Source organism: Streptomyces sp. NRRL B-24484 (genome assembly GCF_000717715.1).
Taxonomy (GTDB): Bacteria; Actinomycetota; Actinomycetes; order Streptomycetales; family Streptomycetaceae; genus Kitasatospora.
Map to the genome: position 1 here is coordinate 1 of NZ_JOAI01000011.1, position 23296 is coordinate 23296.

Below are 23296 nucleotides of genomic sequence, written 5' to 3' on the forward strand. Positions count from 1 at the left end.
CAGCCCGCGCACCGCACCCTCCGCGCAGAACCAGTCGCCCCGAGCCCGCGCCGCCTCGACCAACGGCTCCGGACCGCCCCGTTCGAGGATCTCGTCCACGATGCGGGGCGGCACGCCGCCGAAGTTCCTCAACTGCCATTCGAGATCGTCACGGTTCACGGAGGCACCCTAGGTGATCAATTCCAAGGGGTGCCTGCGGAGGGTGTGTGGGGGTGGGCGGTCAGGCGTCGGGGCCGACTTCGGGGTGCGTGAACCGTACGGGCTTGCCCAGTGACCGGGCGTAGGCGATTTCGGCTCGGGTGCTGTCTCCGATGTAGTCGCCGACGACGAGCGCCTCATCAGCGAGCCGGATCTTCGCTCGGTGCAGATCGTCGAGTCGAGCCTTCAGCGCCTCGGCCTCGACAGGATCGGACCAGAGTTCGTGCGGCGACTTCATGTCGCAACCCGGCTTGACGACGATCCTTCCGGCTTCGGTCTCCCGCAGATCGGCCTCGGCCATCTCGGTCATGAAGCGGGTGGAGCCGCAGATCACGACGATGCGCGGGAGGCTCAGCTGCTTCTTCGCCTCGGCGAGAACCTCCTCGGGGCTGAGCGGTTGCGGGTGTGACACCGGTTCCTCCTGCTGGTGCGGTCCAAGGGCCGAGCCCGATCAGGCGTGCCGCCTCGACCGCGCACGTCAGGAAGGCGAGCCCGTTCCGTGCTTCCGTCCTCTTGCTCGTGACACCATTCTGGGCTGACGCATCACCAGGCCGCGATCGGCGCCGACCGTCGCCTCGTCGTGGCCGTCGACATGCCGGTGCCGGGCCCGGTGAGCCCAACGGCCGGCCACCGAAACGCTGCAGGAGCACGCGTGAAGTATGTCGATCTCGACGCCGGGTCGGCGAACTGACCGGGGTCCTCGACCCCCGCCGCTACCTCGGGCTGCTTCCTGCCATGAGTGCGAGCCTGCCCCCGGGCGCCAGGGCATTCGCCACCGACCCGAGCCACTACGAGTTCGTCGGACGACGCTGCGTGAAGGACTTGGCGTTCCACCAGGTCGATGTCGGGGGGCGGAGGCCGGGACTTCGAGCTCCACCTCCGCCACAACTGCTGGAAGCACGACGAGGACCTGGTCATCCGCTGCACCGGGGTTACCGGAGTCCGGATCGGGACCTCGGACGGGCCCGCGACCTGGGACGACCTCGGCACGCTGATCCTGGACGAGATCCTTCCCCACGCCCGGGGCTGCGTCCACGAGATGGCCTTCGGGCCCGTGACCGTCGTCGTCACCTGCGACGACCTGATCGCGACATGGGTCGAAGCCGACTGCCCCGAAGGGGGACGAGGCTGACGATCGAGCTCAGGGTGTGTGCTCGCGAGGTGCGAGTTCCTTGGTGGCGGGCTCGTCGGGTGTGGCGCGGTGCTGGGCGGGCACCGAATCCTCCGGCGGAGGGGGCGGGGTGTCGTCGGCCGTCCACGGCCAGGACGTCGGGGGCGGGCCGAAGGCGCGACGGGCGGCCCGCACGCTGAGGGTGGCGAGGGCGGCGTTGGCACCGCCGCCGATCACGGCTCCGATGCCGAAGGGGGCGACCCGGCCGAGGACGATGATTCCCTGCTTGGTCCCGTACTTCGTGATGAAGTTCCGCCCGAGGATCCGGTTGATCTGACGCAGCGTCTCGACGGGCACCTTGGTGACGATCTGCCGTCCCCAGTGCTGGCCCGTCCGTTCGGCGACCTTGCTGATGGTGGCCGAGCCGCTGCCGCCGAGCATGATGCCCATGACGATCGTCCGGCGGCGCTCGAGCTCGTCGATGGGGACGCCGTGGACCTCGGCGACCGAGAGCGCGAAGAGGGCACTCAGCTCCAGGGACGAGAGGGCCTCGCCCGCCGACATCGCCAGCGCGACGCCGGTGCCGACGCCCGGTGCGGCCGCGGCTCCGCCGACCGCCGCACCCGTCCCGGTCAGGGCGCTGACGTACATCCGCTCCAGCGTGCGGATCACCTCCGCCGGCGTCGCCTCCGGGTTCCGCTGGCGGGCCCGGGCGATGTTCTTGCGCACCAGCGGGCTCTGGAAGTCGATCGCCTTGTCCAGGAGGTCGAGGACCCGCTGCCCGGGTACGGCGGGTGCCGGCTCCGCGTTGTCGGGGGCGCCTGTTGCCATGCGTGGAACTCCTCAGGTCGTCACGTTCCGGCCGAGTCTCCCACTCGACCGGTCGTGTCGACCTTGCTTTGGACGGATCGGGGCACCAAGAGGGATGACTGCAGAGGAAGTTGGCCGGTCGGTGATCAGATCCGCGGAGGCACCGGGCACCGGCGGAGGACCATGAGCGAGTCATCCTGGGTCGCCACCATGGCGAAGGGGAAGCGGTCGAGTTCCAGACAGAGGGCGACGTCATCGGGATGGGCACCCTCGCGCACGCCCTGCGCCAACTCCTCGGCGGCGCGGGAGGCTGCGGCGCGGCCGAGGAAGCCGGCCGGATCCGTGGCCGTCCCGGTGGCCCGTCGGGCGATGTACTCGGCACACGCCAGGTCCTCGTCGGCCCGCCCGTCCTCTCCGGTGACCACGAACGTCACGTCCTCGTCGCCCCGCGTGCGCAGGAGCCCAGCCGTCGCCTCCGCCACCACGAACCCGGCGCACAGCACCAGCGAGGCGTCCTTCACCGCGAGTGCGCCCACCGTTCCGGCCGTGGTCTTCTGCACGACCGTCCGGCCGCGGAGGTCGGCGGAGCGCAGCAGACCCGGGGAGTTGACCAGGTCGAACCCGGGCGCCGGCGGGCCGTCCTTGAGCGCCGCCCACTCCGGGTGGCGGGCCTTGAGGGCCAGGGCGTCGTCCAGCGACCCGGCGAGGACGATCTTCTCCGCCCCCCGGTCGAAGGCCCAGGCGGCCACCGTGTAGGCGCGCATGACGTCGATCACGACCGCCACGGAGGGGACTTCGACCAGGTCGGTGATGCCGAGGAAGCGTGCGTCCATCCGCTCATGATCGCGCAGGACCGGCCCGCGGAGCCCCGGCCGTGACGCGCGTCACGGCAGCGGCCCGGCAGCGGTGCGCGGCCGGTGGGCTCGTCGCCGTGGGCCGATGCACTGAGATGCACTGACGTGCCGGCGAGCCGTGACGTAGCGTCACGCTAGGCGAGGTGTGTGATGGTTGTTGGTCACGGGCTGTGAGTGCGGTTGTGCGGTCCGGTGCGCGGAGGAGAATGGAACGGCGGACACATGAGGCCCGCTCCTCCCTGCGCGCAGCGCCGAGGGCGCCCTGTCGCCGGTCCGGCAGCCCCGGGTCGAGCGCGGCGGACAGCACGCCCCGAAGCCGGTGCGGCGTCGCGGCCGCCGCTGTCGACCCGTCCGATCTTCCGGGGTGTTCTCCGGGAGACGTGTTCCCCATGGCCCGGTCGTACGACGACCTCCCACATCGGTCGCGCGAGGCCACCTTCGCCCCTGCGATGGTGACGGCCGGGGAGCCCTGCCGCGGCCTGGACCCCGAGCCCCGGGTGGACCGCGGTCGGCCGGAGAACGCCTGCGCTGCCCGTACGGCCGGGAGCAGGAGCTCCTCGTCGCGCGGGCGGGGCGGGCGAGGGGCCGACGGGCACCCCGACTTCGAGTCCCTGCAGAAACCCGCCGACGCGCACCGATGCCGCGTCGGCACCTGACGGGCTGCGTGCAGCCCGGTGAACGGCGAAGGAGACAGCCGTGATCACCATAGGAACCTGGAACGTGGAGAACTTCTGCCGACCCCCGTCGGCCGGCAGCCCGCCCGACCCGAACAGGTGCGCCGCGAAGGACGAGGCGACCTACGAGGCCAAGGTCGAAGCCCTTGCCGGAGTCGTCTCGGAGATCGCGCCGGACCTGCTCGGCGTGCAGGAGGTCGGCAGCCAGGAGGCCGTGGACGACCTCGTGGCGAAGCTGCCGGGCACCTGGCACTCCGCCGTCTCGACCCACCCGGACCAGCGCGGCATCCGCGTCGGCGTGATCAGCCGCTGGCCGCTCCTCGACGTGCAGCAGCGGATCGCCTTCCCCGACCGTCTCGGCGCCGTGCAGGTCGAGGACGACGGTGCCCCCATCCGGGAGATGGGCCGCGGTGGCCTCGCCGTCCGCGTCGAGCCCGCCCCCGGGCAGAGCGTGCACGTCGCCGTCTGCCACCTCAAGTCGAAGCTGCTGACCTTCCCCGGCAACCAGCACAGCACCCACGACGAAGGCCTGCGCGCCCGGTACGCCGCCTACGCGCTGTTCCGCCGCGGCGCCGAGGCCGTCACCATGCGCGGCCTGGCCGACGACCTGCTCCGGGGCGACGGCAAGAACCGGGACGTGATCGTGCTCGGTGACTTCAACGACGACTGGAAGGCCGCCACCACGCAGATCCTCTACGGGCCGCCCGGCTCCCAGTTCGGCACCGGAGGCTTCGACCACCCGGACCAGGGCGACGCGATGCGGCTCTGGAACCTCGCCCCGCGGATCCTCGAACAGGGCGGCTACTCCCGGATCTTCGAGGGCCAGCACGAGCTGATCGACCACATCATGATCAGCCACTCGCTGCTCGCCAAGTTCCGGACGGTGTCGACCGGCAACGAGAAGCTCCCGAGCGTCACCGAGGCCCGGCCGGCCGCGTCGCACGACCAGCCCTCCGACCACTCGCCCGTCGCCGCGACCTTCGACCTCTGACGCCCCACCGGCAACCCCACCCCCGGTCCCCGTCGACGCCACTCCGGCGCGGCGGGGCCGCGCGGCCACCCGCCGTGACCGTGGAAGGCCGTACCGCGCCGGAGGTCGAGTCGGAGGCGCGCGTCCGCCGTCCTTCGGCCGAGGCGTTGGACCGCGAGTCCGGTCGTTCAGGCTTCTTCGCGGGTGCCCTGGATCCTGGTCGGGGTTCCGTCCGGGGTGAACGGGTGGTGGAAGGTGAAGGCGTGCGCTGCGGTGCCGTGGCGGTGGAGGTGTTCCAGCCGGGAGACGCCGTCCTGCCAGGTGGGTATCGCGTCGTCGGAGACCCACCAGGCCACGTGGCCCGGGTGGCCGAACCTCTCGAACCAGTCGTGACGCCGGTTCAGGGCCGTGCGGTGCAGGCCGGTGTAGACGGCGTCGAAGGCGGGGCGCAGGTCGGTCCAGAGCGAGAGGGTCACGGCCAGGGCCGTCGTTTCTGCGGTACGGCCCTTGCCGTACCAGGTCGGTACCGTGAACTCGCCCCAGGCGCCCCAGTCCGCATCGAAGAGCACGCCCCGTTCAGTGTCCGCCGGTTCGGCGCGTGCGAGGTATCCGGGGTGCTGACTGATCGTCCGGTAGACGGCCTCGCCGGCGTCGTAGAACTCGCGGGTGAGAGGCCCGGGGTCGGCGAGAGGCGACTTCAGGACGCCGAAGGTGTAGAGCGCAAGTCGGGGCATGGGTTTCTCCCTTGGTTCGGGGGCGTCTGCTGTGGACGCGGTTCGGTGGCGGGCGCCCGGGGCGTGACCGAGTCGGCGCGGCGCGGGCGGGCCAGGCTGGAGGAACTCCCGTGCGGCCGTGGGCGATTGCTGGGGACCAGGTGAAGGTAGCTGCTTCCGCGGGCCCTGTCGACGTTGCGTTTTGCCTGGCTGTGTGGCCTCTTGTGGCGCTCAGCGGGGGTGCGGCGTTCGCGCGGTGGCCGGAAGAGGGCCGGTTGGGGGCGGCCGTCCGTGTGAATGATGGGTCCATGTCATTGGACTCGGTCGTGGAGTGGTTCGACGAGTGGACGCATCTGGTGTGTGGGACCGCGAGTTGTGGTGGCGGGGTGGCGTTGTCGGCCGGACGGTGCGAGATCGTCCACGTGCACGAGGGCGCCGGGGTGGACGTGCACCTGACCCGGTGGGCGATCGGGAGGTTCGCGCAGGAGCTGCGGCAGGTGGCCGGGGTCCGGGTGCCGGAGAACTGCGCGTGGGTCACGGTGGGCGTCGAGTGCCAGGCCGACTCGGACGTGCTGATGACACTGGTGAGTCTGGCGCTGCACGCCCACGCCGCGGACGGGGCGTCCCGGGCCCCGGCGCCGTGCACGGTGCGGCGGGTGTACGGCGGGGCCGTGCGCCGACGGTGGAGGTGACCGCCCGCCGGGTAGGGCGGTGACGCGGCCGTATGCTGCTCGGTTCGCCGCTCGGCGGGGTGGCGTGGGGACCGGAGGGGTCGCGGTGGTCGAGGGACTGTGGGAACGGGTGCTGCACCAGCGCGGAACCCACTCGGCGGTGGTCGTCGCGGGCGGTCGGGTCGTCGTGCACGAGCGGCGCACGCGCCTGGTCTGCCTGGATGCGGTGGACGGCGCGGTGGCGTGGGACCTGCCGGTGGGGACGTGGCCGCGTGCGGTGGTCGTCACGGGGGACCGGGTGCTGGTGCTGCCGCAGGACAGGCCGGTGCTGTCGTGCATCGGCCTGACGACGTGCGAGGTGTTCTGGCGTGCGGAGGTGCCGGCCTGGACCGGGAACGTGGCCGTCGCGGGCGGTGTGGTGCTGGCCGGCGGGTGGCGCGGGTACACGCCGCTGACGGCCATCGACCTGACGGACGGTCGGCTGCGCCGACGGATCGCGACGACCGTGGAGACGGAACGGCCGGCCGCCTGGTCCGGGGGTCTGGTGCTGGGCAGCGGGACGAGGGCGTGGCTGATCGACCCGCAGGACGGGCGGGAGCTGGAGGCCTGGCAGCTCTCCCGGCCGCTGGCGGGTGCGGACGGCCGGGCGGTGTTCACCGTGCTCGATGCGGACCGCTGCGCAGTCCGCTGCGGGGAGGACGCGGTCGTCGTGCTCCGTCGCGGGCGGGGACGGGACGAACCGTTGGCGACCCACGAGGGGCCGCTGCTCGGTGGGGCGCCGTTGGCCGTCGGCGGCCTGCTGTGGCTGCGCGAAACGCGGTCCGGCGGCGAGTACGTCGCGGTCGATCCGCTGGACGGGGCGCGCCGGTGGCGGACCGCGGTGGGGCGGCCGACGGCCGAGGGGGTGGTCCGGGCGGGAGGGGGCGTCGTGGTCGCGTCCGAGGACGGCACCCTGTTCCGCCTGCGGGCCGGGGGTGAGGTGTCCGAGCGGCACCGGCTCGGCGGCCGGATCGCGGCCCTGCACGACCTGGGGGACGGCCGACTGTTGACCGTCGCCCGCAACGGGCTTCGGGTGTGGAAACTATGACGATCCGTCACATGATGTGCCGATGCCGCCCGGAGGTCAGGGGCGGCCGAGGAGGGCCGCGCCCGCGACGGTGTCCGTCCGGGCGGTGAAGAAGTCGGTGAAGGCGGTGACGAACTCCTTCTCGCTGATCCGGCCGTCGCCGTCGGTATCCAGCCGGCGGAAGCCGTCGTTGAGTTCGGCCGGGTGGACGCGCGATCCGCCGAACAGGACGCGGTACTCGTCCGCGCAGAGGTGGCCGGTGCCGTCGGTGTCGGCGGCGCGGAACAGGGCGCGCATCGCGGGCACCAGACCGGCGTCCAGGTAGGCCGGGTCCCGGTCGACGCCGTCGAGCATCGCGGAGACGAACTCGGCGCGGTCCACGGCGCCGTCGCCGTCGGCGTCCATGGCCGAGCGGAGGTGGCTCCACCAGGTCTCGAACGCGGCGTAGAGCACGTCCTCCTGCTCGGTGGGGAGTTCGAGCTGCCAGCAGACGGCGTGGACCATGGCCTGGAGGTCGGCGGAGTCGACCCGTCCGTCGCCGGTCTGGTCGAGCACCTGGTGGAAGAAGGTCTCCAGACGGGCTCGTCGGGAGTCGGCGAGGCGGGGCCGGGACGGCGGACGGGTCGCGGCACGCCGGGGGTCCGGTCGCCCGCCGGCAGTGGAGCGATGCCGGTGGCGCAGGTGGTCGGGGAGCCGGGTCATGACGTGTCGCATGCCGTGGTGCAGCACCCAGGAGAGTGTGGCGGCGGAGTGCGTCCTGCGGGTGCCGAAGGTCTCGTGCCAGGCCGGTGGCAGATCGGCCATGGTGAGGCTGTACAGCAGGCGCGCCGCCACGACCCGGAGCAGCGGCCAGGCGGGCCGCAGCCGTCCGAGCCTGCGCGGGGCCGGTGCCTCGCGGAGGATCTCGAACAGCAGGTACCGCACCTGGTCGCCGTACTCGAGGACCTCGCGGATGCCCCGCTCCACGTAGGCGGGCACGTCCGCGGCGGTCGGCGGGAGGACCTCGGCGGGGATGCCCAGCGCTGCGCAGATGTCCCTGAACTCGGCGTAGAGATCGTCGAGTTCGATGGGAGTGAGCCGCGTGCCGGACAGCTCGTGCATGGCCGTGACGGTCTCGTAGAGCGTCACCATCACCCATGCGCGGACCTCCGGGTCCTCAGCCGTGTACGGGCGCCCGGCGTCGTCGCTGCCGTGGATCCTGCGATGGGTGCGGGCCAGCCGGTCCACTTCGAGCCGGCGCTCCTCCGGCCCGGCGGAGAACAGCCGCGCACCGCTGTCCACGGTGTGCTCGATGCGCCGCCACGGGTGCGAGCGGTAGGTCGAGTACCGTGCCATGCCCGCCGCGACGGCGGGATGGGCGGTCTGCAGGACGAGCAACCGCCAGGTCACCAGCCCGATCCGCCACTCGCCGAGGCTGCGGCGCAGCGGACTGCGGATGCCGGTGGGGGAGGAGGAGGGGGAGGGCGACGGGGAGGGCGACGGGGGCGCGGACGTCATGGGGGCTCCAAGGGGCGGGGCGGGCCGACACCACGTTCAACGGGGCGCGGGGCAGGGCGGCACTGTGGATCACTCCTCCGGCCGCCGTCGAGCCCCCGCACGGGCCCGACCGCCGATGGCGGGGGGCACCCCGATCGTTGCCCCGGGTTCTCCGTGCCGTCGTAGCTGCGACGGCGCCCGTTGGCCGGCCGCTGCCACGCTCGCGGACGGATCCGCCCCGACGCGAGGAGTGCCATGAGAGTCAGACCCCCGTCCCGCCGTACCGCGGCGCTCGGCGCAGCCGTCGTCGCGGTCGTCGTGGCCGCGCCGGCCGCGCAGGCGGCCCCCGGCGCGCCGGGTACCCGGCCCTCGTTCTGCCACCACGACAACCGCTCCGCGCCGTTCGCGCAGTACCTGTGCGCCGAGCCCGGCGAGCTGCTCGACGTCCGCATCGGCGACGTGCACCCGACCCAGCCCTCGCTGGGCTACGACGAGGTGTACTACAAGCTGGGCCGCTACACGCTCGGCAAGGACGCGATCAACAAGAAGTTCAGTGATTGGTGCGAGGCCGACGGCCGCATCGACGCCGCGACCGTGCAGCCCGGCGCGCGCCTGGACGACCCGTCCTCCTTCACCTGCCAGCTCCCCGTCGGCGCCGAGACGGCGGACAGCATCGCGCCGATGAAGACGGTCGTGATCGGGCCGCACGGCGAGCCGTTCCTCACCGACGGGCACCACACGCTCACGTCGTTCTACGAGACCCCCGACGGCGGTGCCGACCTGCACGTCCGGCTGCGGGTGCTGGCCAACTACAGCAACCTCACCCGCCAGGCGTTCTGGGACGAGATGCAGGCGCACAAGTGGGTGTACCTGCGCGACCCGGCGGGCGCCCCGGTCGCGGTCAACAAGCTGCCGACCGGCGTCGGGCTGGCCAACTTCAGCGACGACGCGTACCGCGGGCTGCTCTACTTCGGCCGCGACATCGGCTACACCCAGAACGACCTGCCGTTCCAGGAGTTCTACTGGGGCAGCTGGGTCCGCGACACCGCGCCGGTCGACCTGTCCGACTGGAACCCGAACGACCTCGCCGGCTACCTCGCCACGGTGAAGGGCCTGACCCTGGCGATGACGGCGCTGCCGAAGGACGCGGTCGTCGACAGCGGCTTCGACGCCGCCGACCTCGGCGCGCTGGACCAGTGGAACGCGGGCAAGGCCGCCACCAAGGGCGAGTTCGACAAGCTGAGCAAGCCGTACTCCGACGCGAAGCCCGGCAAGCTCGCCTACGCCCTGGAGTACAAGCGGGTCCACGGCCTGGGCTGATCCCGTCCACGGCCCGGTCCGCGCACGGGCGTTGAGCACTCCGGAGGAGGACCGGCCGGCAACGGCCGGTCCTCACAGTGCCATCAGGGTGACTTGAGCGGGCGCCGGATCCGCTGCCCCGCGGTTGTGGTTGGCTCCGGCCATGGGACGTTCGTGGATCGAGTACGGCGGGTGCGGGTTCTGGGCGGCCGACGGGCCGGCCGAGGTGTGGCTGCACCTGCTGGCGCAGGAGGCGGGCCGGGTGGTGGACCGCCCCGGCTGGCTGGAGTCGGCCCGCGCCGAGTGGGAGGAGGGCGCGGCGGTGGGGTTCGTGGGCTGCGTGCCCTGGGGTCTGGACGGGCATCTGGGCGCCGACCCGGGGCGGGCCGCCGTGGTGCTCCGTCTCGTGGCGGGGGTGAACCGGCGCCTGGAGGGATGGGCGCCGGCGATTCCGCGGGCGGCGGCGAACGCCTTCGGGGTGGGCGGCCCGGGGGCCGTGTTCACCGAGGACGTTCCCGTCGGGCCGCTGCTCGGCCTCGGCGCGGCGCTCGCCGGTCTGCTGGGCGACGCGGCGGCGCCGGACCCTTGCGACGGGCCGTGTGCGGAGTAATGATGATTACATGATTACGTCGGAGCAGGAGGCCCTGCGCGGCTGGTTCACCGGCCGGCTGCCGGACGGGCTGTACAGCGAGTTGGTCGAGATCACCGTGGACCGGGAGGAGATCACGGTGATCGGGCGGATTCCGCCGCCGGAGCTGGCGGACGGGGTGTCGGACGCCGAGCGGGAGGCGGCGGTCGAGGGGCGGATCACGGAGTTCCGCGAGCGGACCCGGGAGGCGCGGATGGCCGTCGCGCGGGAGGCCGAGCGGCGGTACGGCCGCAAGGTGTCCTGGGGCGCCGAGTGCGAGGGCGTCCGCGGGCTGTTCACCACGGTCTCGGCGCCGGTGATGACCCGGCTGCGGCAGCCCGAGCGGCAGGTGCTGGACACCCTCGTCGAGGCCGGCGTGGCGCGCAGCCGGAGCGAGGCGCTCGCCTGGTGCGTCCGCCTCGTCCAGAAGCACTCCGAGTCGTGGCTGGACGAGTTGCGCGACTCGCTGGAGAACGTCCGGCGCCTGCGGGCGCAGGGGCCGGACGCCTGAGCGGTCGCGCAGCGGTCACTTCGGCGCCGGTGCCTCCGCCACGCCGGGGCCGGAGGTGGCCGGGCCCTCCCAGAACCTGGAGAGCGCGCCCTCCTTGAACGGGCTCGGGCTGACGCTCAACTCCCCGGCGAACGGCCGGTCGAGGACGAGCACCAGCAGCAGGCTGAAGCCGATCAGCGCCGCCACCGAGCCGACGAACAGCAGTTGGATGCGGCGGCTGCGGATGCCGTAGAGGAAGGTGAGCGGCAGGATCACCACCGCGCCGCCGTACACCAGGATCTGCAGCAGCATCGGCAGTTGCTGTCCGCTCTGGGTGATCCTGGCCCGGCGCTGGCCGGCGACCTGGCCGGCGCTGTCCACCGCCTGGTCGTAGAAGGTCTGCTCGGAGTGCGAGACCGGCTGGTAGGCCTGCAGCGACTGGTAGACCGCCTCCAGCTTGACGGCGGTGCGGTTGTAGTCGCCCTGGCCCGTCCGCATCAGCGGCCACTGCTGCTCCACCACGGCGTGCACGTAGCCGTCGACGGCGCGGTTCACCCGGTCGCGGTCGTCGGCGGGGAAGGCCTGCGCGTCCCGGACGATCTGGGCGGCGGCGGTGGCCTCCGAGGCGACCACGTTCTCCGCGTTCTCCAACTGCGTCCACAGGGTCACGATGACGAAGGCCAGGATCACGCCGTAGATGGCGCCGAACATGCTGAGCACCACGCCCACCATGTCGTTGTGGTCGCCGCTCGCCGTCTGCGGGTAGCGGCGCCGGGTCAGGACGCTGCCCAGTACGGCGAGCACGACGATGCCGCCGACCACGACGGCGCCGAGGGCGAAGGTGGAGAGGTTGTTGAGCAGCCAGACCTCCACCGTCAGACTCCCGCGGCGGCGACCGGCCGGGAGGTGATCGCGATCCGGTTGTAGGCGTTCACCACCGTCGCCGCCCAGGCGACCAAGGCCGCCTCCGACTCGGTGAGCACGGCCCGTGCGGCGCGGTGGAGGTCGCGGCCGGCTGTGCGGTCGTGCACCAGCGTCACCGCCTCGGCCAGCGCCAGCGCCGCCCGCTCGCGCTCCGTGAACAGCTCGGACTCCCGCCAGACCACCAACTGGGCCAGCCGGTCGTCCTTCTCGCCCGCCCGGCGGGCGGCGGTGGTGTGCAGGTCCACGCAGTACACGCAGCCGTTGATCTGCGAGCAGCGGAGGCGGACGAGTTCCAGCAGGATCGGCTCCAGGCCGGCGGCCGCGGCCGCCTCCTCGACGGCGCCGTGCAGCGCGTTCACGGCGGCGAAGGCCTGCGGCGCGAGCCCGATCAGGGGCAGTGGGGCGAGTGTGTCGGTCACGCACCGAGCGTAAGCGCCGGACGGTGCCGCCGTGCTGTCGGAGCGTCAGTGATCACCCGGTCGGGCAGGGCTCCGCGGACGGGTTGACCGTGTCGCCGATTCGGGTCCGCCATCAGTGGTTCGGGCCCGCGCGGGGGAGATGGGCCGTCAACGAAGTTTCGTGCTCACCCGGTTGGCGGTACGTGTGCGATCCGTCACCCGCCGTGCCGGTAGTGTGACGTTCCGTGGCCGCACCGATCGCGTGCCGTCACTCCACAGATCAGCCGGGCGCCACCGCCGGCCCTGTCCCTGGGCCCGGCAGCCCGTGCGAGACACCCCTTGGAGACTTCCGAGATGACCACTTCCGTGCAGCTCGACCGTGCCCAGAAGCGCTTCGACCTCTGGGACGTGAACGGCGACGGCCGGATCGACCGCGCCGACTGGGACGCCGAGGCCCAGCGCATCCTCCAGGCCTTCGGCGAGGCCCCCGGCACCCCGGCCGCCCGTGCCCTGACGGATGCCTACCTCGGCATGTGGGCCTTCTTCGCCGACAAGGCCGGCATCGACGAGCAGACCGGCGCGCTCACCCCGGAGCAGTTCAACCACATCGCCGAGGAGCACGTCCTCGAGAACGGCGGCGCGGGCTTCGGCCGGGTCGTCACGCCGACCATCCAGGCGATCGTCGAGCTGGTCGACGTGGACGGCGACGGCCAGGTCAACCCGGCCGAGTTCAAGAGCTGGCTGGACGCGATCGGCGTCCAGGACGTGAACCCGCTCGAGGCCTTCGCCCAGATCGACGCCAACGGCGACGGCCAGCTCTCCGTCGAGGAGCTCGTCCAGGCCGTCCGCGCCTACCACCTGGGCGACATCGACGTGCCGCTGCTCGGCCGCTGACCCGCACCGCTGCCCGGGCCGGGACGGCGCCCCCGGCCCGGGCCGCGGCATGCCGTCCGGGGCTCCCGGGCTCGCGGTGCGTCAGGAGCCGGCCGGGACGAACCGGACGGGGAGTTCCGGCCGGAGGTCCAGCTTCGCGCCGGTCAGCAGGTGGTCCGCGGCGATCAGCACGTTGTAGTGGTTGGGGAAGTGGCAGGCGTCGAAGCCGAGCACCGTGCCCACCCGGTGCTCCCCGACGAACACCTCGTCACCGCGGTCCAGCACCCCGGCCGCCCCGATCTCCGCGAAGCCGAGGAAGCCGACCCGGTCGATCCGGGCGCCCGCGGCGGTCTCCCGCTGATCGGTGGTCACCAACTCGTGCACCTCGCCCCGCCGGACGCACCGGCTGGCGAACGGCTCCAGGCTCATCCCGCGGTCCTCACGGCTGTGCAGCAGCACCTTCACCAGCGTGCCGGTGACCGTACGCTTCGGCCCGTTCTCGTGCGTCACCGCGCCTCCACCCGCTCGGCCCGGTAGGCGGCCTCGACCACCCGCAGGGCGTCCAGTCCGTCGGGCCCGCGCCCCGGGCCGGCGGCGCACGGCCCGCCGAGGACCACCGCCGCGAACTCCGCCAGCACCCCCTCGTACTCGTGCCAGAGCGACTGCTTGAACCCGGGGTGCCCGGCCAGCATGTCCGCCCCCAGCACCGTGCCGTCCGCCAACTCCACCGCCACGTCCTTGCACTCGCCGAGGAAGGACCAGTCCAGCTCGATCCGGGCGGTCACCCCGTCGGCGCCGGCCAGAGCGAGCACCGCCTGCCGGTCGACGCCCTGCGCGTCCCGGACGACGTCGGCGGACTCCAGCCGCATCGGACCGGCCAGCAGCCGCACCAGGTCGTAGGCGTTCGGGCCGTTGTCGGCCACGCAGCCGCCGCCGCAGCGCTCCGGGTCCAGGTACCAGCGGTCCCGGCCGACGTGCTCCTCGATCCGCTCCAGGTAGCGGACGGTCACCGAACGGAGCGGCACCACGTCCGGGATCCGGGCCCGCAGGCCGGCGACCGCGGCGTTGTACCGGCGGTGGAAGGCGGTGAACAGCGGCACCTGCCGCTGCGCCGCGATCGCGGCCAACTCCTCGCCCTCCGGGGCCCGCAGGGCGAGCGGCTTCTCGACGCAGACCGGCAGCCCGGCGCGCAGCACGTCCCGGCAGATCGCGGTGTGCAGGTCGTTCGGCACGGTGACGACCACCGCGTCCAGGCCGCCCGCGGCGAGCATCGCCCGGTGGTCGGTGTGGCAGCCGACCCGTCCGGCGAAGGGGCGCAGCAGCTCGCGGTCGAGGTCGCAGACGGCGGCGAGCCGGACGTCCGGCACCCGGTCGAGCGCCGCCAGGTAGAACCGGGAGATCACCCCGAGGCCGACCAGGCCGATCCGCAGCCCGCTCACCGCGCGACCTCCGCACCGAGGCCGGCGTCCCGGCCGGTCCCGTCCTCCGCGCCGGCCCCGGTGGCCACCGGGCGGACGCCGAACCGGTCGGCGATGTCCGCGAGTTCGCCGAGCAGAGCGGGCGGCAGCGGCACCCCGTCGCGGTGCGCCTCGGCCGTGCGCCGGGCCTCGTGCCAGCCCGGGTAGGCGACCGGGCCGGCGCCGTCGGCGGGCGGGCAGGCGAGCACGGTGGAGAAGAGGGTGTGCGCGTCCAGCCCGGCCTGCGCGCCGTCGCGCAGGGCGGCGGGCGCGATCGCCAGCGCGAACAGGCCGATGTCGTCGTCCCGCCCGGTCGGGCCGCCGTCGCCGTCCAGGGCCTCCGGCTCGGGGCCGAGGCCGGCACCGGGCAGCAGGGCGGCGAGCACCTCGACCATCAGGCCGAGTCCGAAGCCCTTGAACTCGCCGCCCGAGCCGGCGCCCAGCCAGAGCAGATGGGCGTCACCGCGGTCGAAGGCGCCGGGATCGGTCACCGGGCGGCCCGCCTCGTCCGCCAGCCATCCCGGGGGGACCGCCTCACCCGCGCGGGCGGCCGCCCGGATCCGCCCGGTCGGCACCGCGGTGGTGCTCATGTCGAGGACGTAGGGCGGGAGTCCACCGGCCGGCGCGGCGACGCTCCACGGGTTGGTGCCGAGCAGCGCCACCGCGCCGCCCGGCGGCCGGGCGATCCGCTGGCGGCCGCAGTTGGTCGCGAGCAGCCCGATCATGCCCCGCCCGCAGACCCGGGCCGCGTGGTGCCCGGCGCAGCCGACGTGGGTGGCGCGACGGACGGACACCAGGCCGATGCCGTACTGCTCGGCCCGGTCGGCGGCCAGGTCCATCGCGGCGCCGGCCTGCCACAGGCCGAGGGCGCGGCCCGCGTCGACCAGTACGGCGGCGCCGCGGTCCGCCAGCACCCGCGGTTCGGCGGCGGGGTCGGCCCGCCCCTCGGCGAGCAGCGGCAGGTAGAGCCGGGAGAGGTTGGTCAGGCCGTGCGAGGTCAGGCCGGCGGCGTCGCCGTGGCAGAGCGCCTCGGCGGAGGCCAGCGCCCGGTCGGCCGGCAGGCCGTGGGCGGCGAACACCTCGGTGGTGAACCGGATCAGGTCGGGGTACGGGACGCGGACGGCGGTCGGGGCGGGCGCGGACGCCGCAGGGGTCACGGACTTGCTCCTGGTGTCGGTGGTGGACGGGCGGGCACCGCCGGGGCGCGGCTCAGCGGCGGGCGAAGGCGACGAGCAGCCGGGCGACGGCCGCGGCGAAGCCGTCCAACTGGTCGAGGTCGGCGAACTCGCCCTCGGCGTGCGCCCGGTTGCTGCCGAGGCCGCCCGGGCCGAGGACGACGGTGAAGGCGTCCGGCAGGCCGGCCGCCCAGATGGCGTCGCAGGTGAAGGCCGGCTCGTGGGCCGGCCAGCGGTCGATCCCGGCGCCCTGCAGCAGCGACTCCAGCTCCGGGTGGGCGCCGTCCAGGGTCGGCAGGCCGCGCTTCAGCCAGTCCAGCCCGGTGACCTCGGCGCAGTCGGCCGCCGTCCGGACGAACTCCGGCACGTCGGCGAACTCGCGGCGGAAGGCGTCCAGCCCCGAGCGGACGGCGGTCTCCACCGCGGCCTCCGCCCGCCGGCCCGAACCGGCGTCCTGGTAGGGGATGTTGAGCAGCAGCTCGCCGCGGCCGTAGACCCGGTTGTGCAGCGGCCCGGTGCCGATCCCGGCGATGCAGACCCGCTCCCGGGGCGCGGTGGCGGTGCCGAGCTCACGGGCCAGGTGCTGGGCGAGGTAGCCGAGCAGCACGGTGGCGTTGTGGCCGTCGCCGGGACGGTCGTCGACGGCGTCCTCGCCGCGGACCCGCAGCCGGGCGGTGGCGGCGGCGGTGGCCCGGGGCAGGTAGCGCAGGCCGGTGGGCTCGCAGAAGACGTTGAGCGCGCCGACGTGGCCCGCCTCGACCAGGACCCGGGTGCCGAAGGTGCCCATCGCGCCGCCCTCCTCGCCGGAGACGGCCTGCACCAGCACGCCCGTCGCGGTGCCGACCAGCGGTTCGGCGGCCCGGGCGGCGCGGATGCCGGCGAGCAGCGCGACCGCCGGGCCCTTGGCGTCGATCGCGCCGCGGCCGAGGAAGCGCCGGCCGTCGAAGGAGACCGGCCCGTGGCCGGCGACGGTGTCCAGGTGGACGTTGAACATCACGGTGCGGGCGAGCGGCAGCGGCGGGCCGAGCCGCAGCACCAGGTTGGGCTGGCAGGCGAGGAAGCCGTCCTGTGCGGCGGCCCGCCGGACGGTGAGCGGGATGTCGGGCCGGTCCAGGTCGGCGGCCCGGGCGGGACCGTGCTGCACGGTCTCCAGGCCGATCCGGGCGGCGGCGCAGGCGTAGTGCAGCTGGGCCTCGGCCAGCCGGGGCGGCGGGGCGCCCGGCCCGGTCTCCAGCGGACCGGCGGTGGGCAGCTCCAGCAGGTCCAGCAGCAGGGCGTGGTCGGCGGGCAGCAGGCGGTCCTCGCTCATCGGCCGACCGCCCCGTGGGGCAGGGGCGCGGAGGTGTCCGGCGAGCCGCCCGGCAGGGTGGCGGGGGCGCCCCGGCGGCCGGCCGGGAGCGCCGCCGCGGGGATGCACCGCAGGCCGCCCGGCACCGCGCGCCAGCCCGGGGCGGACGGCAGCACCTGCTGCTCGACCAGCCGGGCCAGGGCGCGCCCCGCGCGGACGAAGCCGCTGTCCGCGCCGCCGTCCGCGGCGGTGCGGCCCTCGTGCGGCCGGACCTGCAGATGCGGCTCCAGCGACCAGGTGCCGCTCCAGCCGCGCTCCAGCAGCAGCCGCAGGCTGTCCGCGACCCGGGCGCCGCCCTCGCCGGGCGGCACGTACCGCGTCCGCTCCGAGCCGCCGACGGCGTCCTTGACGTGCACGTGGGCCACGTGGTCGGCGACCTCCAGCAACATCAGGTGGCTGTCGTAGCCGTACGGGACGCCGTTGCCGGTGTCGAGGAGCAGCCGCAGCGCCGGGCTGTCCACGGTGGTGACCAGGTCGAGCATCCGCTCGGCCGAACTGCCCGCCCAGCCGCTGCAGTTCTCGTGCAGCAGGACGAGGCCGAGGGCGCCGGCGAGCTCGGCGAGGGCACGGAGCCGCTCCAGCACCCGGCGGCGCCACTCGGCCTCCGGCAGGCCCGCGTTGGGGTACGACATCACCCGGACGAACCGGGTGCCGAGCGCCGCGCAGCGCGGCCCGAGGGCGGTGAGCTCGTCGAGGTCCTCGTCGAAGGGATCGGCGACGGTGCCCGCCCAGTTGCCGATCCGGGAGGCCGCGCCGACGACCCGGACCCCGTGGTCGGTGATCCGGTCGGCGATCCGCCGGACGGCGTCCTCGGGGAGGTCGGCGAGCCACTGGCCGTCGACCGTGCGCAGCTCCAGCTGGGACCAGCCGAGCCGGTCCAGGGCGGCGAGTTGGCCGGTCAGGTCGGTGGCGGCCTCGTCGCCGATGCCGGCGAAGCGGATCCGCGGTGCCGCGGCGGGGGCGCTCATCGGGCGGCCGCCCGGGCCGGGGCGGCGGCGGGCTGCGCGACGGCCTTGGCCCGGTCGAGCAGCCGGACCACCTCGGTGTTGACCGCGAGGTCGGGGTGCGGTCCGCCGCCCCCGGCGGCGAAGTACCGGTAGGCGCGGCGGACGAAGGCGGTCAGCGAGTCGTCGTGCAGCAGCTCGGTGGTCTCGCCGTCCCGGTCGATGGTGATCAGCTGGGCGTAGGCGTCGGCCTCGCTGCCGGGGTAGTGCCCGATCAGGGTGCCGCCGGCGAGTTCGAGGGTGACCCGGCGCTCGCGCACGGGGGAGGTCATGTCGGAGCGGATCCGCGTCCAGACCCCGGAGCGGTGCTCGACCGTGAGCCAGGCGGTGCCGAGCCGGGGCAGCACCCGGCCGTCGACCACCATGTCCGTCCCGCCGGCGCCGGTCACCTCGCCGGGCCCGGCCAGGGCGAGGCAGAGGCCGAGCGAGTGCGGCAGTTCGATGTCGAAGGCGGTCGGGTGGCCGTCGGCGGCCAGCGTCCGGGAGAAGCGCGGCTTGCGCTGGACGACGTGGACGGTGCGCAGCGGCCCGTACGCGCCGGTGGCGAGCACGGTGCGCAGCCGGTCGGTGAGCCGGCTGCCGAGCCACTGGGCGACCACCACCAGGTCCAGCCCGTGGCGGTCGCGGACGGCGAGCAGCTCGTCCAGCCCGCGGCCGTCGGCGGCCAGCGGCTTCTCGACCAGGATCCTGCGGAAGCCGAGCCTGCCGAGCCCGTCCAGCACCGCGACCCGGCCGGTGGGCGGTGTGCACAGGTGCACCACGCAGTCGGCCGGGTCGAGCAGCCGGGCGGCGTCCGCGAGGGTCACCGGCCGAAGGTCGGCGGCGGCCGGATGGCTGCGGTGGGGGTCGGCGGCGAGCACCGGTGCCGCGGCGAACAGTCGGGCGGTGTCCGCGCCCGCGCGGAGTCTGCGGAGCACCGGCAGGTGCAGGCCGAGGCCGGCGCGCCCCATGCCGACGAGCAGTGTGCGGAATCCGTCCGCCATGGTGAGCCGCCATTCCTTCCGGTCCGGTGCAGTGCGTCGCGGACATTCAATCAGCACACGGACAGTGCATTTGACCGAGCGTCAAATAATCTTCACAGAAGGCCATTCGAAGGAGTGAAGTGCGCTGCCAGGTCAGGAGGTCGTCACAGGCAGTGGCGTAGATTTCCTGCCGTGCGCCCCGGTGTTCCGGGTTCATGTCCGTACGATCTGATGAGAGTTTCATGGGTGAACACTCCGGGGTCTCCTTCTTCACGCAGGCGGAGAGTTTCGAGTCCCTCTGGCCGACCACCCGGCGCCATCTCGGCGAACTCATGGACCGGGGCAAGTACTCCCACGGCCCGAAGGTCGCCGAACTCGAGGCGGCCCTCGCCGCCTGGACGGGCGCCCGGCACGTGATCGGGGTCAACAGCGGCACCGACGCCCTCGTGCTGCTGCTGCGGGCCGCCGGACTGCGGGCCGGGGACGAGGTCGTGGTGCCCGCCTACACCTTCGTGGCCTCCGCCTCCTCGGTGGTGCTGGCCGGCGGCCGCCCGGTCTTCGCCGACATCGACCCGGTCACCTACGGGCTCGACCCGGCGAGCGCCGAGGCCGTCGCCACCGACCGCACCACGGCGGTCATGCCCGTCCACCTCTTCCACCAACTCGCCGACCTGCGCGGCATCCTGGACGTCGCCGCCCGCCGCGGGCTGACCGTCGTCGAGGACAGTGCCGAGGCCTTCGGGATGCGCTGGGACGGCGTCCACGCCGGACTGCACGGCGCCGGCGGCGTGCTCTCGTTCTTCCCGACCAAGACCCTCGGCGCGATCGGCGACGCCGGCGCCGTCCTCACCGACGACCCCGGCATCGCCGAGGCGGTCTCCGCGATGCGCCACCACGGCCGCTCCGGGCCCAGCACGGACGACTTCCCGGCGATCAACCGGCCCACGGACCTGCTCGGCGTCAACAGCAAGATGGACGACGTCCAGGCCGCCGTCCTGCTCGCCAAACTCACCCGTGCCGAACGGGACATCGCCCGCCGCGCCGCCCTCGCGGCCGGCTACACCGAACGCCTCGCCGGCACCCCCGGCCTCCACCGGCTGCCGACCACCGTCGACCGCGGCGTGCCCACCGACCCGGTCTGGTACGTCTACCTGATCGAGACCGAGCGCCGCGACGCCCTCGCCGCCCACCTCGCCCGCCACGGCGTGCAGACCGAGACGTACTACCCGACCCCGCTGCACCTGCAGCCCTGCTTCGCCGCACTCGGCCACCGGCCCGGCGACTTCCCGCACGCCGAGGCCGCCTGCGAACGCGCCCTCGCCCTGCCGCTCCACCCGGACCTCACCGACGACGACCTGGACCGGGTCTGCGACCTCGTCCGCGACTTCCACCACGGAAGGCAGCCATGATCCCGTTCTTCCCGCCCGACCTCTTCGAGGCGGACCGCGAGCTGCTCCTCGACGTCGTCCACGAGGTCGCCACCGACCCCGCCCAGAAGTTCATCCTCGGCGAGCGCACCGCCCGCTTCGAGGGCCTGCTGAAGGCCGGGCTGGGCGCCGCCGACGTGGTCGCCTGCGGCAGCGGCACCACCGCCCTCACCCTCGTCCTGATGGCGATGGACATCGGGCCCGGCGACGACGTGGTCGTCCCGGCGTACGGCTGCGCCCCGCTCGCCAACACCGTCCTCGGCCTCGGCGCCGTCCCGGTGTTCGCCGACATCGACCCCGTCACCCTGGTCATGGACCCGGACGGCGCCGAGGCGCTCCTCACCGGGCGGACGAGGGTGCTGATGCCCGCCCACATGTTCTCGGTGATGGCCGACATGCCGCGGCTGCGCGTCCTCGCCGACCGGTACGGGCTGCGGCTGCTGGAGGACTCGGCCGTCGCCCAGGGCGCCGTCCTCGACGGCCGGCCGGCCGGCACCTGGGGCGACGCGGGGGTGTACTCCTTCGTCCAGGTGAAGTCCTTCGGCGGCCCCGGCGAGGGCGGTGCGATCGTCACGCGCAATCCCGAACTCGGCCGCACCGTAAGGATGCTGCGCAACCACGGCCAGGACGGCGTGCACCGCTTCCGGCACCACCGGATCGGCCTGAACAGCCGCTTCGACGAGGTGCTCGCGGCCTTCCAGATCCGCCGGCTGCCCGGCCTCGCCCGCCGGATCGCCCGCCGCGCGGAGATCGCCGCCTACTACACCGAGCGCTTCACCCCGCTCGCCGAGCACGGCGTCACCCCGCCGCCGCCCGGCACCGACGGCCGCTGCTACTACGTCTACTCGCTGCTCGCCGAGCGCCGGGACGAGCTCAAGCAGCACCTCGCCGCACACGGGGTGGACAGCCACGTGTACTACCCGCTGGCGCTGCCGCACCAGCCGGCCTTCGCGCACTGCGCACCCGCGGGGCGGCGCTGGCCGAACGCGGAGCGGGCGGCCCGGCAGAGCCTGGCGATCCCGGTCTACCCGCATCTGACGGATGTTCAGGTCGAGGCGGTGGCCGACGCGGTCTGCGCCTTCGCCGCCCTGGCGGCGCCCGTCCGCTGAGCGGCGACGGGGAGCCGGGCCGCGGCCGCCAGCACGGCGAGCGCCCGCCGGTCCGGCTTCCCGGTGCTGCCGACCGGGAGCCGTTCCAGCAGCAGCAGGTGCTCCGGCAGCTTGTACCGCTCCAACCCGCAGTCCTCCGCCAGGAATCCGGTCAGGTCGGCCAGGGCGAGGCCGACCGCCGTCGCCCGCGGCACGACGCAGGCGCACATCCGCTCGCCCAGGTCCGGATCGGACACCGGCACGCACACCGCCTCGGCCACCGACGGATGGCCGTCCAGCAGCCCTTCGACCTCGGCGGTGCCGATCGACACCCCGCCGCGGTTCACCGTCTGCTTGATCCGCGACACCACCCGCAGCCGCCCGTCCGCCTCCAGCACCCCGAGGTCGCCGGCCCGCACCCAGCCGCCGTCCACCCGCTGCCGGGCGTCGAGTTCGGGCGCGCCGACGTGGCAGAGCGGGCTCATCGGGCCGCGGGCCTGGATCTCGCCCGGCCGCCCGGCCGGGAGCGGACGTCCGTCCGGACCGCACACCCGGATCGCCGTCACCGCCGGGTCGGGGCGGCCCACCCGCTGCACGTCGCCGTCCGGATCCGTCCAGCGGGTGTGGCAGTTCATGCCGTCGCTCGACCCGTACACGTTGACCAGCGGCCGCCCGAACCGGGCCAGCGCCCCGCGCAGCACCGCCGGGGTGAGCATCGCCGAACTCGACACCACCGCCTGCAGCGAGGAGAGGTCCTCCGCCGGCTCCGCCGGCTGCTCGGCCATCCGGCGCAGCATGGTGGGGACGGCCGCCAGGTGTGTCGGCCGCAGCCGGGAGACCGCCCGCAAGGCCCCGGCCGGGTCGAAGCCGTCGTGCAGCAGCACCGTCGCCCCGCAGCGCACCAGCGCCACCACCGCCAGCGAGCCGTACGCCGTCGCCGGGGAGACCAGCAGCAGCACCCGGGGCGGCGCGCCGTCCGCCGTCCGCAGCGCCTCCTCGACGTACCGGCCGCGGCCGCCCGCCAGCGCGTTGTGCGAGTAGGCGATCATCTTCGGCGCCGCCTCGGAGCCGGAGGAGACCAGGATCCTGGCCGGCGCCTCCGGGTCCACCGCGACCGGCGGCACCTCGCGGCGGAGCGGCAGCGGCAGCGCCTCGACGTCCAGGACCCGCTGCAGGTGGGGCAGTTCACCGCGCAGGTCGGTGAGCAGCTCCAGCGGGCGCCCGCCCGAGGGCAGTTCGGCCACGGTCAGCACGGTGTCCGCCCGGGAGGTGCCGAGCAGGGCGGTCAAGTCCCGGCGCCCGTGGCCCGGCAGGCAGGGCAGCACCACCGCGCCGAGCGCCGCGACCGCGAGATCCGCCGCCAGGGCGCGCCGGTCGGCGGGCAGCCGGGTGGCCACCACGGAGCCCGCGCCCACCCCGCGAGCCGCCAGCGCCGCCGCGAGTCCGCGCACCAGGTCGTCCAACTCCCGGTAGGAGAGCGCCCCCCGGCCGTCCACCACCGCGGTCCGCTCCGGGTGCGCCGCGACCCGCGCCGCGAACAGCGCGTGCAGCCCCCGGTCGGGGCAGAGGCCGGCCGCCACCCAGGCCCGCCGCAGCTCCGCCGGGACCTGGTCGGGGAAGGCGATGCCGTTGGCCGAGATCCACGGCGTCCGGTCGGTGGTCATACGGGGCACTCCTCGG

The 23296-nt window shown here is 74.2% G+C and carries 24 protein-coding genes; 10 read left to right on the top strand and 14 right to left on the bottom strand.

Features of this window, described 5'->3' with window-relative positions:
* Window positions 1-220 precede the first annotated feature (220 nt).
* A complete protein-coding gene (locus IE98_RS0112050; protein WP_030268065.1) occupies window positions 221-610 on the bottom strand; it encodes a hypothetical protein in 390 nt (129 codons plus the stop codon).
* A gap of 429 nt (window positions 611-1039) precedes the next feature.
* Between IE98_RS0112050 and IE98_RS50740 the strand changes: the two genes are divergently transcribed.
* Window positions 1040-1330 carry a hypothetical protein gene (locus IE98_RS50740; RefSeq protein ID WP_234443514.1) on the top strand — a complete coding sequence of 97 codons (291 nt, stop codon included), beginning with the start codon at window positions 1040-1042 and terminating at the stop codon, window positions 1328-1330.
* A gap of 9 nt (window positions 1331-1339) precedes the next feature.
* On the opposite strand, the gene IE98_RS0112060 is transcribed toward IE98_RS50740, so the two are convergent.
* Window positions 1340-2140: a hypothetical protein gene (locus IE98_RS0112060; RefSeq protein WP_234443515.1), complete on the bottom strand. Its 801-nt coding sequence runs from the start codon at window positions 2138-2140 to the stop codon at window positions 1340-1342.
* A 125-nt stretch (window positions 2141-2265) separates the two neighbouring features.
* Window positions 2266-2952, bottom strand: a complete 687-nt coding sequence (locus tag IE98_RS0112065; RefSeq protein WP_030268068.1) for a 2-phosphosulfolactate phosphatase — start codon at window positions 2950-2952, stop codon at window positions 2266-2268.
* Between the two features lie 717 nt (window positions 2953-3669).
* On the opposite strand from IE98_RS0112065, the gene IE98_RS0112075 reads away from it, so the two are divergent.
* A complete protein-coding gene (locus IE98_RS0112075) occupies window positions 3670-4638 on the top strand; it encodes an endonuclease/exonuclease/phosphatase family protein (protein ID WP_234443516.1) in 969 nt (322 codons plus the stop codon).
* Between the two features lie 167 nt (window positions 4639-4805).
* Here IE98_RS0112075 and IE98_RS0112080 read toward each other — a convergent pair whose 3' ends face one another.
* Window positions 4806-5351, bottom strand: a complete 546-nt coding sequence (locus IE98_RS0112080) for a DUF3291 domain-containing protein (RefSeq protein WP_030268072.1) — start codon at window positions 5349-5351, stop codon at window positions 4806-4808.
* Window positions 5352-5638: 287 nt separating this feature from the next.
* Here IE98_RS0112080 and IE98_RS47865 point away from each other — a divergent pair, with 287 nt between their 5' ends.
* A complete protein-coding gene (locus IE98_RS47865; RefSeq protein WP_159400893.1) occupies window positions 5639-6022 on the top strand; it encodes a luciferase family protein in 384 nt (127 codons plus the stop codon).
* An 85-nt stretch (window positions 6023-6107) separates the two neighbouring features.
* Window positions 6108-7088: a PQQ-binding-like beta-propeller repeat protein gene (locus IE98_RS42370; RefSeq protein ID WP_052390436.1), complete on the top strand. Its 981-nt coding sequence runs from the start codon at window positions 6108-6110 to the stop codon at window positions 7086-7088.
* Between the two features lie 36 nt (window positions 7089-7124).
* Here IE98_RS42370 and IE98_RS0112095 read toward each other — a convergent pair whose 3' ends face one another.
* Window positions 7125-8564, bottom strand: coding sequence for an oxygenase MpaB family protein (locus IE98_RS0112095; protein ID WP_078660956.1), 1440 nt, complete (start codon window positions 8562-8564; stop codon window positions 7125-7127).
* A 234-nt stretch (window positions 8565-8798) separates the two neighbouring features.
* Between IE98_RS0112095 and IE98_RS0112100 the strand changes: the two genes are divergently transcribed.
* The 3 genes from IE98_RS0112100 (at window position 8799) to IE98_RS0112110 (ending at window position 10981) form a co-directional block, all read left to right on the top strand.
* The gene (locus IE98_RS0112100) at window positions 8799-9863 is read left to right on the top strand and encodes a ParB/Srx family N-terminal domain-containing protein (RefSeq protein WP_030268077.1); all 1065 of its coding nucleotides are present in this window, start codon (window positions 8799-8801) and stop codon (window positions 9861-9863) included.
* A 142-nt stretch (window positions 9864-10005) separates the two neighbouring features.
* Entirely contained in the window at window positions 10006-10452 is a 447-nt protein-coding gene (locus IE98_RS0112105; RefSeq protein WP_052390437.1) for a hypothetical protein, read from the top strand.
* Window positions 10453-10462: 10 nt separating this feature from the next.
* Window positions 10463-10981 (top strand): hypothetical protein, encoded by a 519-nt coding sequence (locus IE98_RS0112110; protein ID WP_030268081.1) that lies wholly within the window; start codon window positions 10463-10465, stop codon window positions 10979-10981.
* Between the two features lie 15 nt (window positions 10982-10996).
* Here IE98_RS0112110 and IE98_RS0112115 read toward each other — a convergent pair whose 3' ends face one another.
* On the bottom strand, window positions 10997-11833 hold the full coding sequence (locus IE98_RS0112115; RefSeq protein ID WP_030268082.1) for a DUF4239 domain-containing protein: 837 nt from the start codon (window positions 11831-11833) through the stop codon (window positions 10997-10999).
* 2 nt (window positions 11834-11835) lie between these two features.
* Window positions 11836-12303 (bottom strand): carboxymuconolactone decarboxylase family protein, encoded by a 468-nt coding sequence (locus IE98_RS0112120; protein WP_030268083.1) that lies wholly within the window; start codon window positions 12301-12303, stop codon window positions 11836-11838.
* Between the two features lie 333 nt (window positions 12304-12636).
* On the opposite strand from IE98_RS0112120, the gene IE98_RS0112125 reads away from it, so the two are divergent.
* The gene (locus IE98_RS0112125) at window positions 12637-13176 is read left to right on the top strand and encodes an EF-hand domain-containing protein (protein WP_030268085.1); all 540 of its coding nucleotides are present in this window, start codon (window positions 12637-12639) and stop codon (window positions 13174-13176) included.
* An 81-nt stretch (window positions 13177-13257) separates the two neighbouring features.
* On the opposite strand, the gene IE98_RS0112130 is transcribed toward IE98_RS0112125, so the two are convergent.
* From IE98_RS0112130 to IE98_RS0112155, 6 genes are read right to left on the bottom strand one after another with little or no spacing between them, the layout of a single operon-like run.
* Complete coding sequence (locus IE98_RS0112130; RefSeq protein ID WP_030268086.1) at window positions 13258-13665, bottom strand: DUF6917 domain-containing protein; 408 nt, start codon at window positions 13663-13665, stop codon at window positions 13258-13260.
* The gene (locus IE98_RS0112135) at window positions 13662-14594 is read right to left on the bottom strand and encodes a Gfo/Idh/MocA family protein (RefSeq protein ID WP_030268088.1); all 933 of its coding nucleotides are present in this window, start codon (window positions 14592-14594) and stop codon (window positions 13662-13664) included. The genes IE98_RS0112130 and IE98_RS0112135 overlap by 4 nt, the downstream gene beginning before the upstream one ends.
* Window positions 14591-15769, bottom strand: coding sequence for an Ldh family oxidoreductase (locus IE98_RS0112140; protein ID WP_078660957.1), 1179 nt, complete (start codon window positions 15767-15769; stop codon window positions 14591-14593). Before IE98_RS0112140 ends, IE98_RS0112135 begins: the two co-directional genes overlap by 4 nt.
* A 52-nt stretch (window positions 15770-15821) precedes the next feature.
* The gene (locus tag IE98_RS0112145; RefSeq protein WP_030268092.1) at window positions 15822-17096 is read right to left on the bottom strand and encodes a M20/M25/M40 family metallo-hydrolase; all 1275 of its coding nucleotides are present in this window, start codon (window positions 17094-17096) and stop codon (window positions 15822-15824) included.
* Window positions 17093-18103, bottom strand: a complete 1011-nt coding sequence (locus tag IE98_RS0112150) for a sugar phosphate isomerase/epimerase family protein (RefSeq protein WP_063748910.1) — start codon at window positions 18101-18103, stop codon at window positions 17093-17095. Before IE98_RS0112150 ends, IE98_RS0112145 begins: the two co-directional genes overlap by 4 nt.
* The gene (locus IE98_RS0112155) at window positions 18100-19122 is read right to left on the bottom strand and encodes a hypothetical protein (protein ID WP_030268095.1); all 1023 of its coding nucleotides are present in this window, start codon (window positions 19120-19122) and stop codon (window positions 18100-18102) included. Before IE98_RS0112155 ends, IE98_RS0112150 begins: the two co-directional genes overlap by 4 nt.
* A gap of 221 nt (window positions 19123-19343) precedes the next feature.
* On the opposite strand from IE98_RS0112155, the gene IE98_RS0112160 reads away from it, so the two are divergent.
* Window positions 19344-20510, top strand: coding sequence for a DegT/DnrJ/EryC1/StrS family aminotransferase (locus IE98_RS0112160; RefSeq protein ID WP_030268097.1), 1167 nt, complete (start codon window positions 19344-19346; stop codon window positions 20508-20510).
* Complete coding sequence (locus IE98_RS0112165) at window positions 20507-21637, top strand: DegT/DnrJ/EryC1/StrS family aminotransferase (protein ID WP_030268098.1); 1131 nt, start codon at window positions 20507-20509, stop codon at window positions 21635-21637. The genes IE98_RS0112160 and IE98_RS0112165 overlap by 4 nt, the downstream gene beginning before the upstream one ends.
* Here IE98_RS0112165 and IE98_RS0112170 read toward each other — a convergent pair.
* Window positions 21574-23280, bottom strand: a complete 1707-nt coding sequence (locus IE98_RS0112170) for an ANL family adenylate-forming protein (protein WP_052390438.1) — start codon at window positions 23278-23280, stop codon at window positions 21574-21576. The genes IE98_RS0112165 and IE98_RS0112170 overlap by 64 nt on opposite strands.
* Window positions 23281-23296 lie beyond the last annotated feature (16 nt).

Coding starts and splice junctions, on each gene's coding strand:
- IE98_RS0112060 (WP_234443515.1), bottom strand. CDS start 2,140: ATGGCAACAGGCGCCCCCGACAACGCGGAGCCGGCACCCGCCGTACCC.
- IE98_RS0112160 (WP_030268097.1), top strand. CDS start 19,344: ATGGGTGAACACTCCGGGGTCTCCTTCTTCACGCAGGCGGAGAGTTTC.
- IE98_RS0112150 (WP_063748910.1), bottom strand. CDS start 18,103: ATGAGCGCCCCCGCCGCGGCACCGCGGATCCGCTTCGCCGGCATCGGC.
- IE98_RS0112170 (WP_052390438.1), bottom strand. CDS start 23,280: ATGACCACCGACCGGACGCCGTGGATCTCGGCCAACGGCATCGCCTTC.
- IE98_RS0112095 (WP_078660956.1), bottom strand. CDS start 8,564: ATGACGTCCGCGCCCCCGTCGCCCTCCCCGTCGCCCTCCCCCTCCTCC.
- IE98_RS0112100 (WP_030268077.1), top strand. CDS start 8,799: ATGAGAGTCAGACCCCCGTCCCGCCGTACCGCGGCGCTCGGCGCAGCC.
- IE98_RS0112165 (WP_030268098.1), top strand. CDS start 20,507: ATGATCCCGTTCTTCCCGCCCGACCTCTTCGAGGCGGACCGCGAGCTG.
- IE98_RS47865 (WP_159400893.1), top strand. CDS start 5,639: ATGTCATTGGACTCGGTCGTGGAGTGGTTCGACGAGTGGACGCATCTG.
- IE98_RS0112145 (WP_030268092.1), bottom strand. CDS start 17,096: ATGAGCGAGGACCGCCTGCTGCCCGCCGACCACGCCCTGCTGCTGGAC.
- IE98_RS50740 (WP_234443514.1), top strand. CDS start 1,040: ATGTCGGGGGGCGGAGGCCGGGACTTCGAGCTCCACCTCCGCCACAAC.
- IE98_RS0112125 (WP_030268085.1), top strand. CDS start 12,637: ATGACCACTTCCGTGCAGCTCGACCGTGCCCAGAAGCGCTTCGACCTC.
- IE98_RS0112065 (WP_030268068.1), bottom strand. CDS start 2,952: ATGGACGCACGCTTCCTCGGCATCACCGACCTGGTCGAAGTCCCCTCC.
- IE98_RS0112105 (WP_052390437.1), top strand. CDS start 10,006: ATGGGACGTTCGTGGATCGAGTACGGCGGGTGCGGGTTCTGGGCGGCC.
- IE98_RS0112080 (WP_030268072.1), bottom strand. CDS start 5,351: ATGCCCCGACTTGCGCTCTACACCTTCGGCGTCCTGAAGTCGCCTCTC.
- IE98_RS0112155 (WP_030268095.1), bottom strand. CDS start 19,122: ATGGCGGACGGATTCCGCACACTGCTCGTCGGCATGGGGCGCGCCGGC.
- IE98_RS0112110 (WP_030268081.1), top strand. CDS start 10,463: ATGATTACGTCGGAGCAGGAGGCCCTGCGCGGCTGGTTCACCGGCCGG.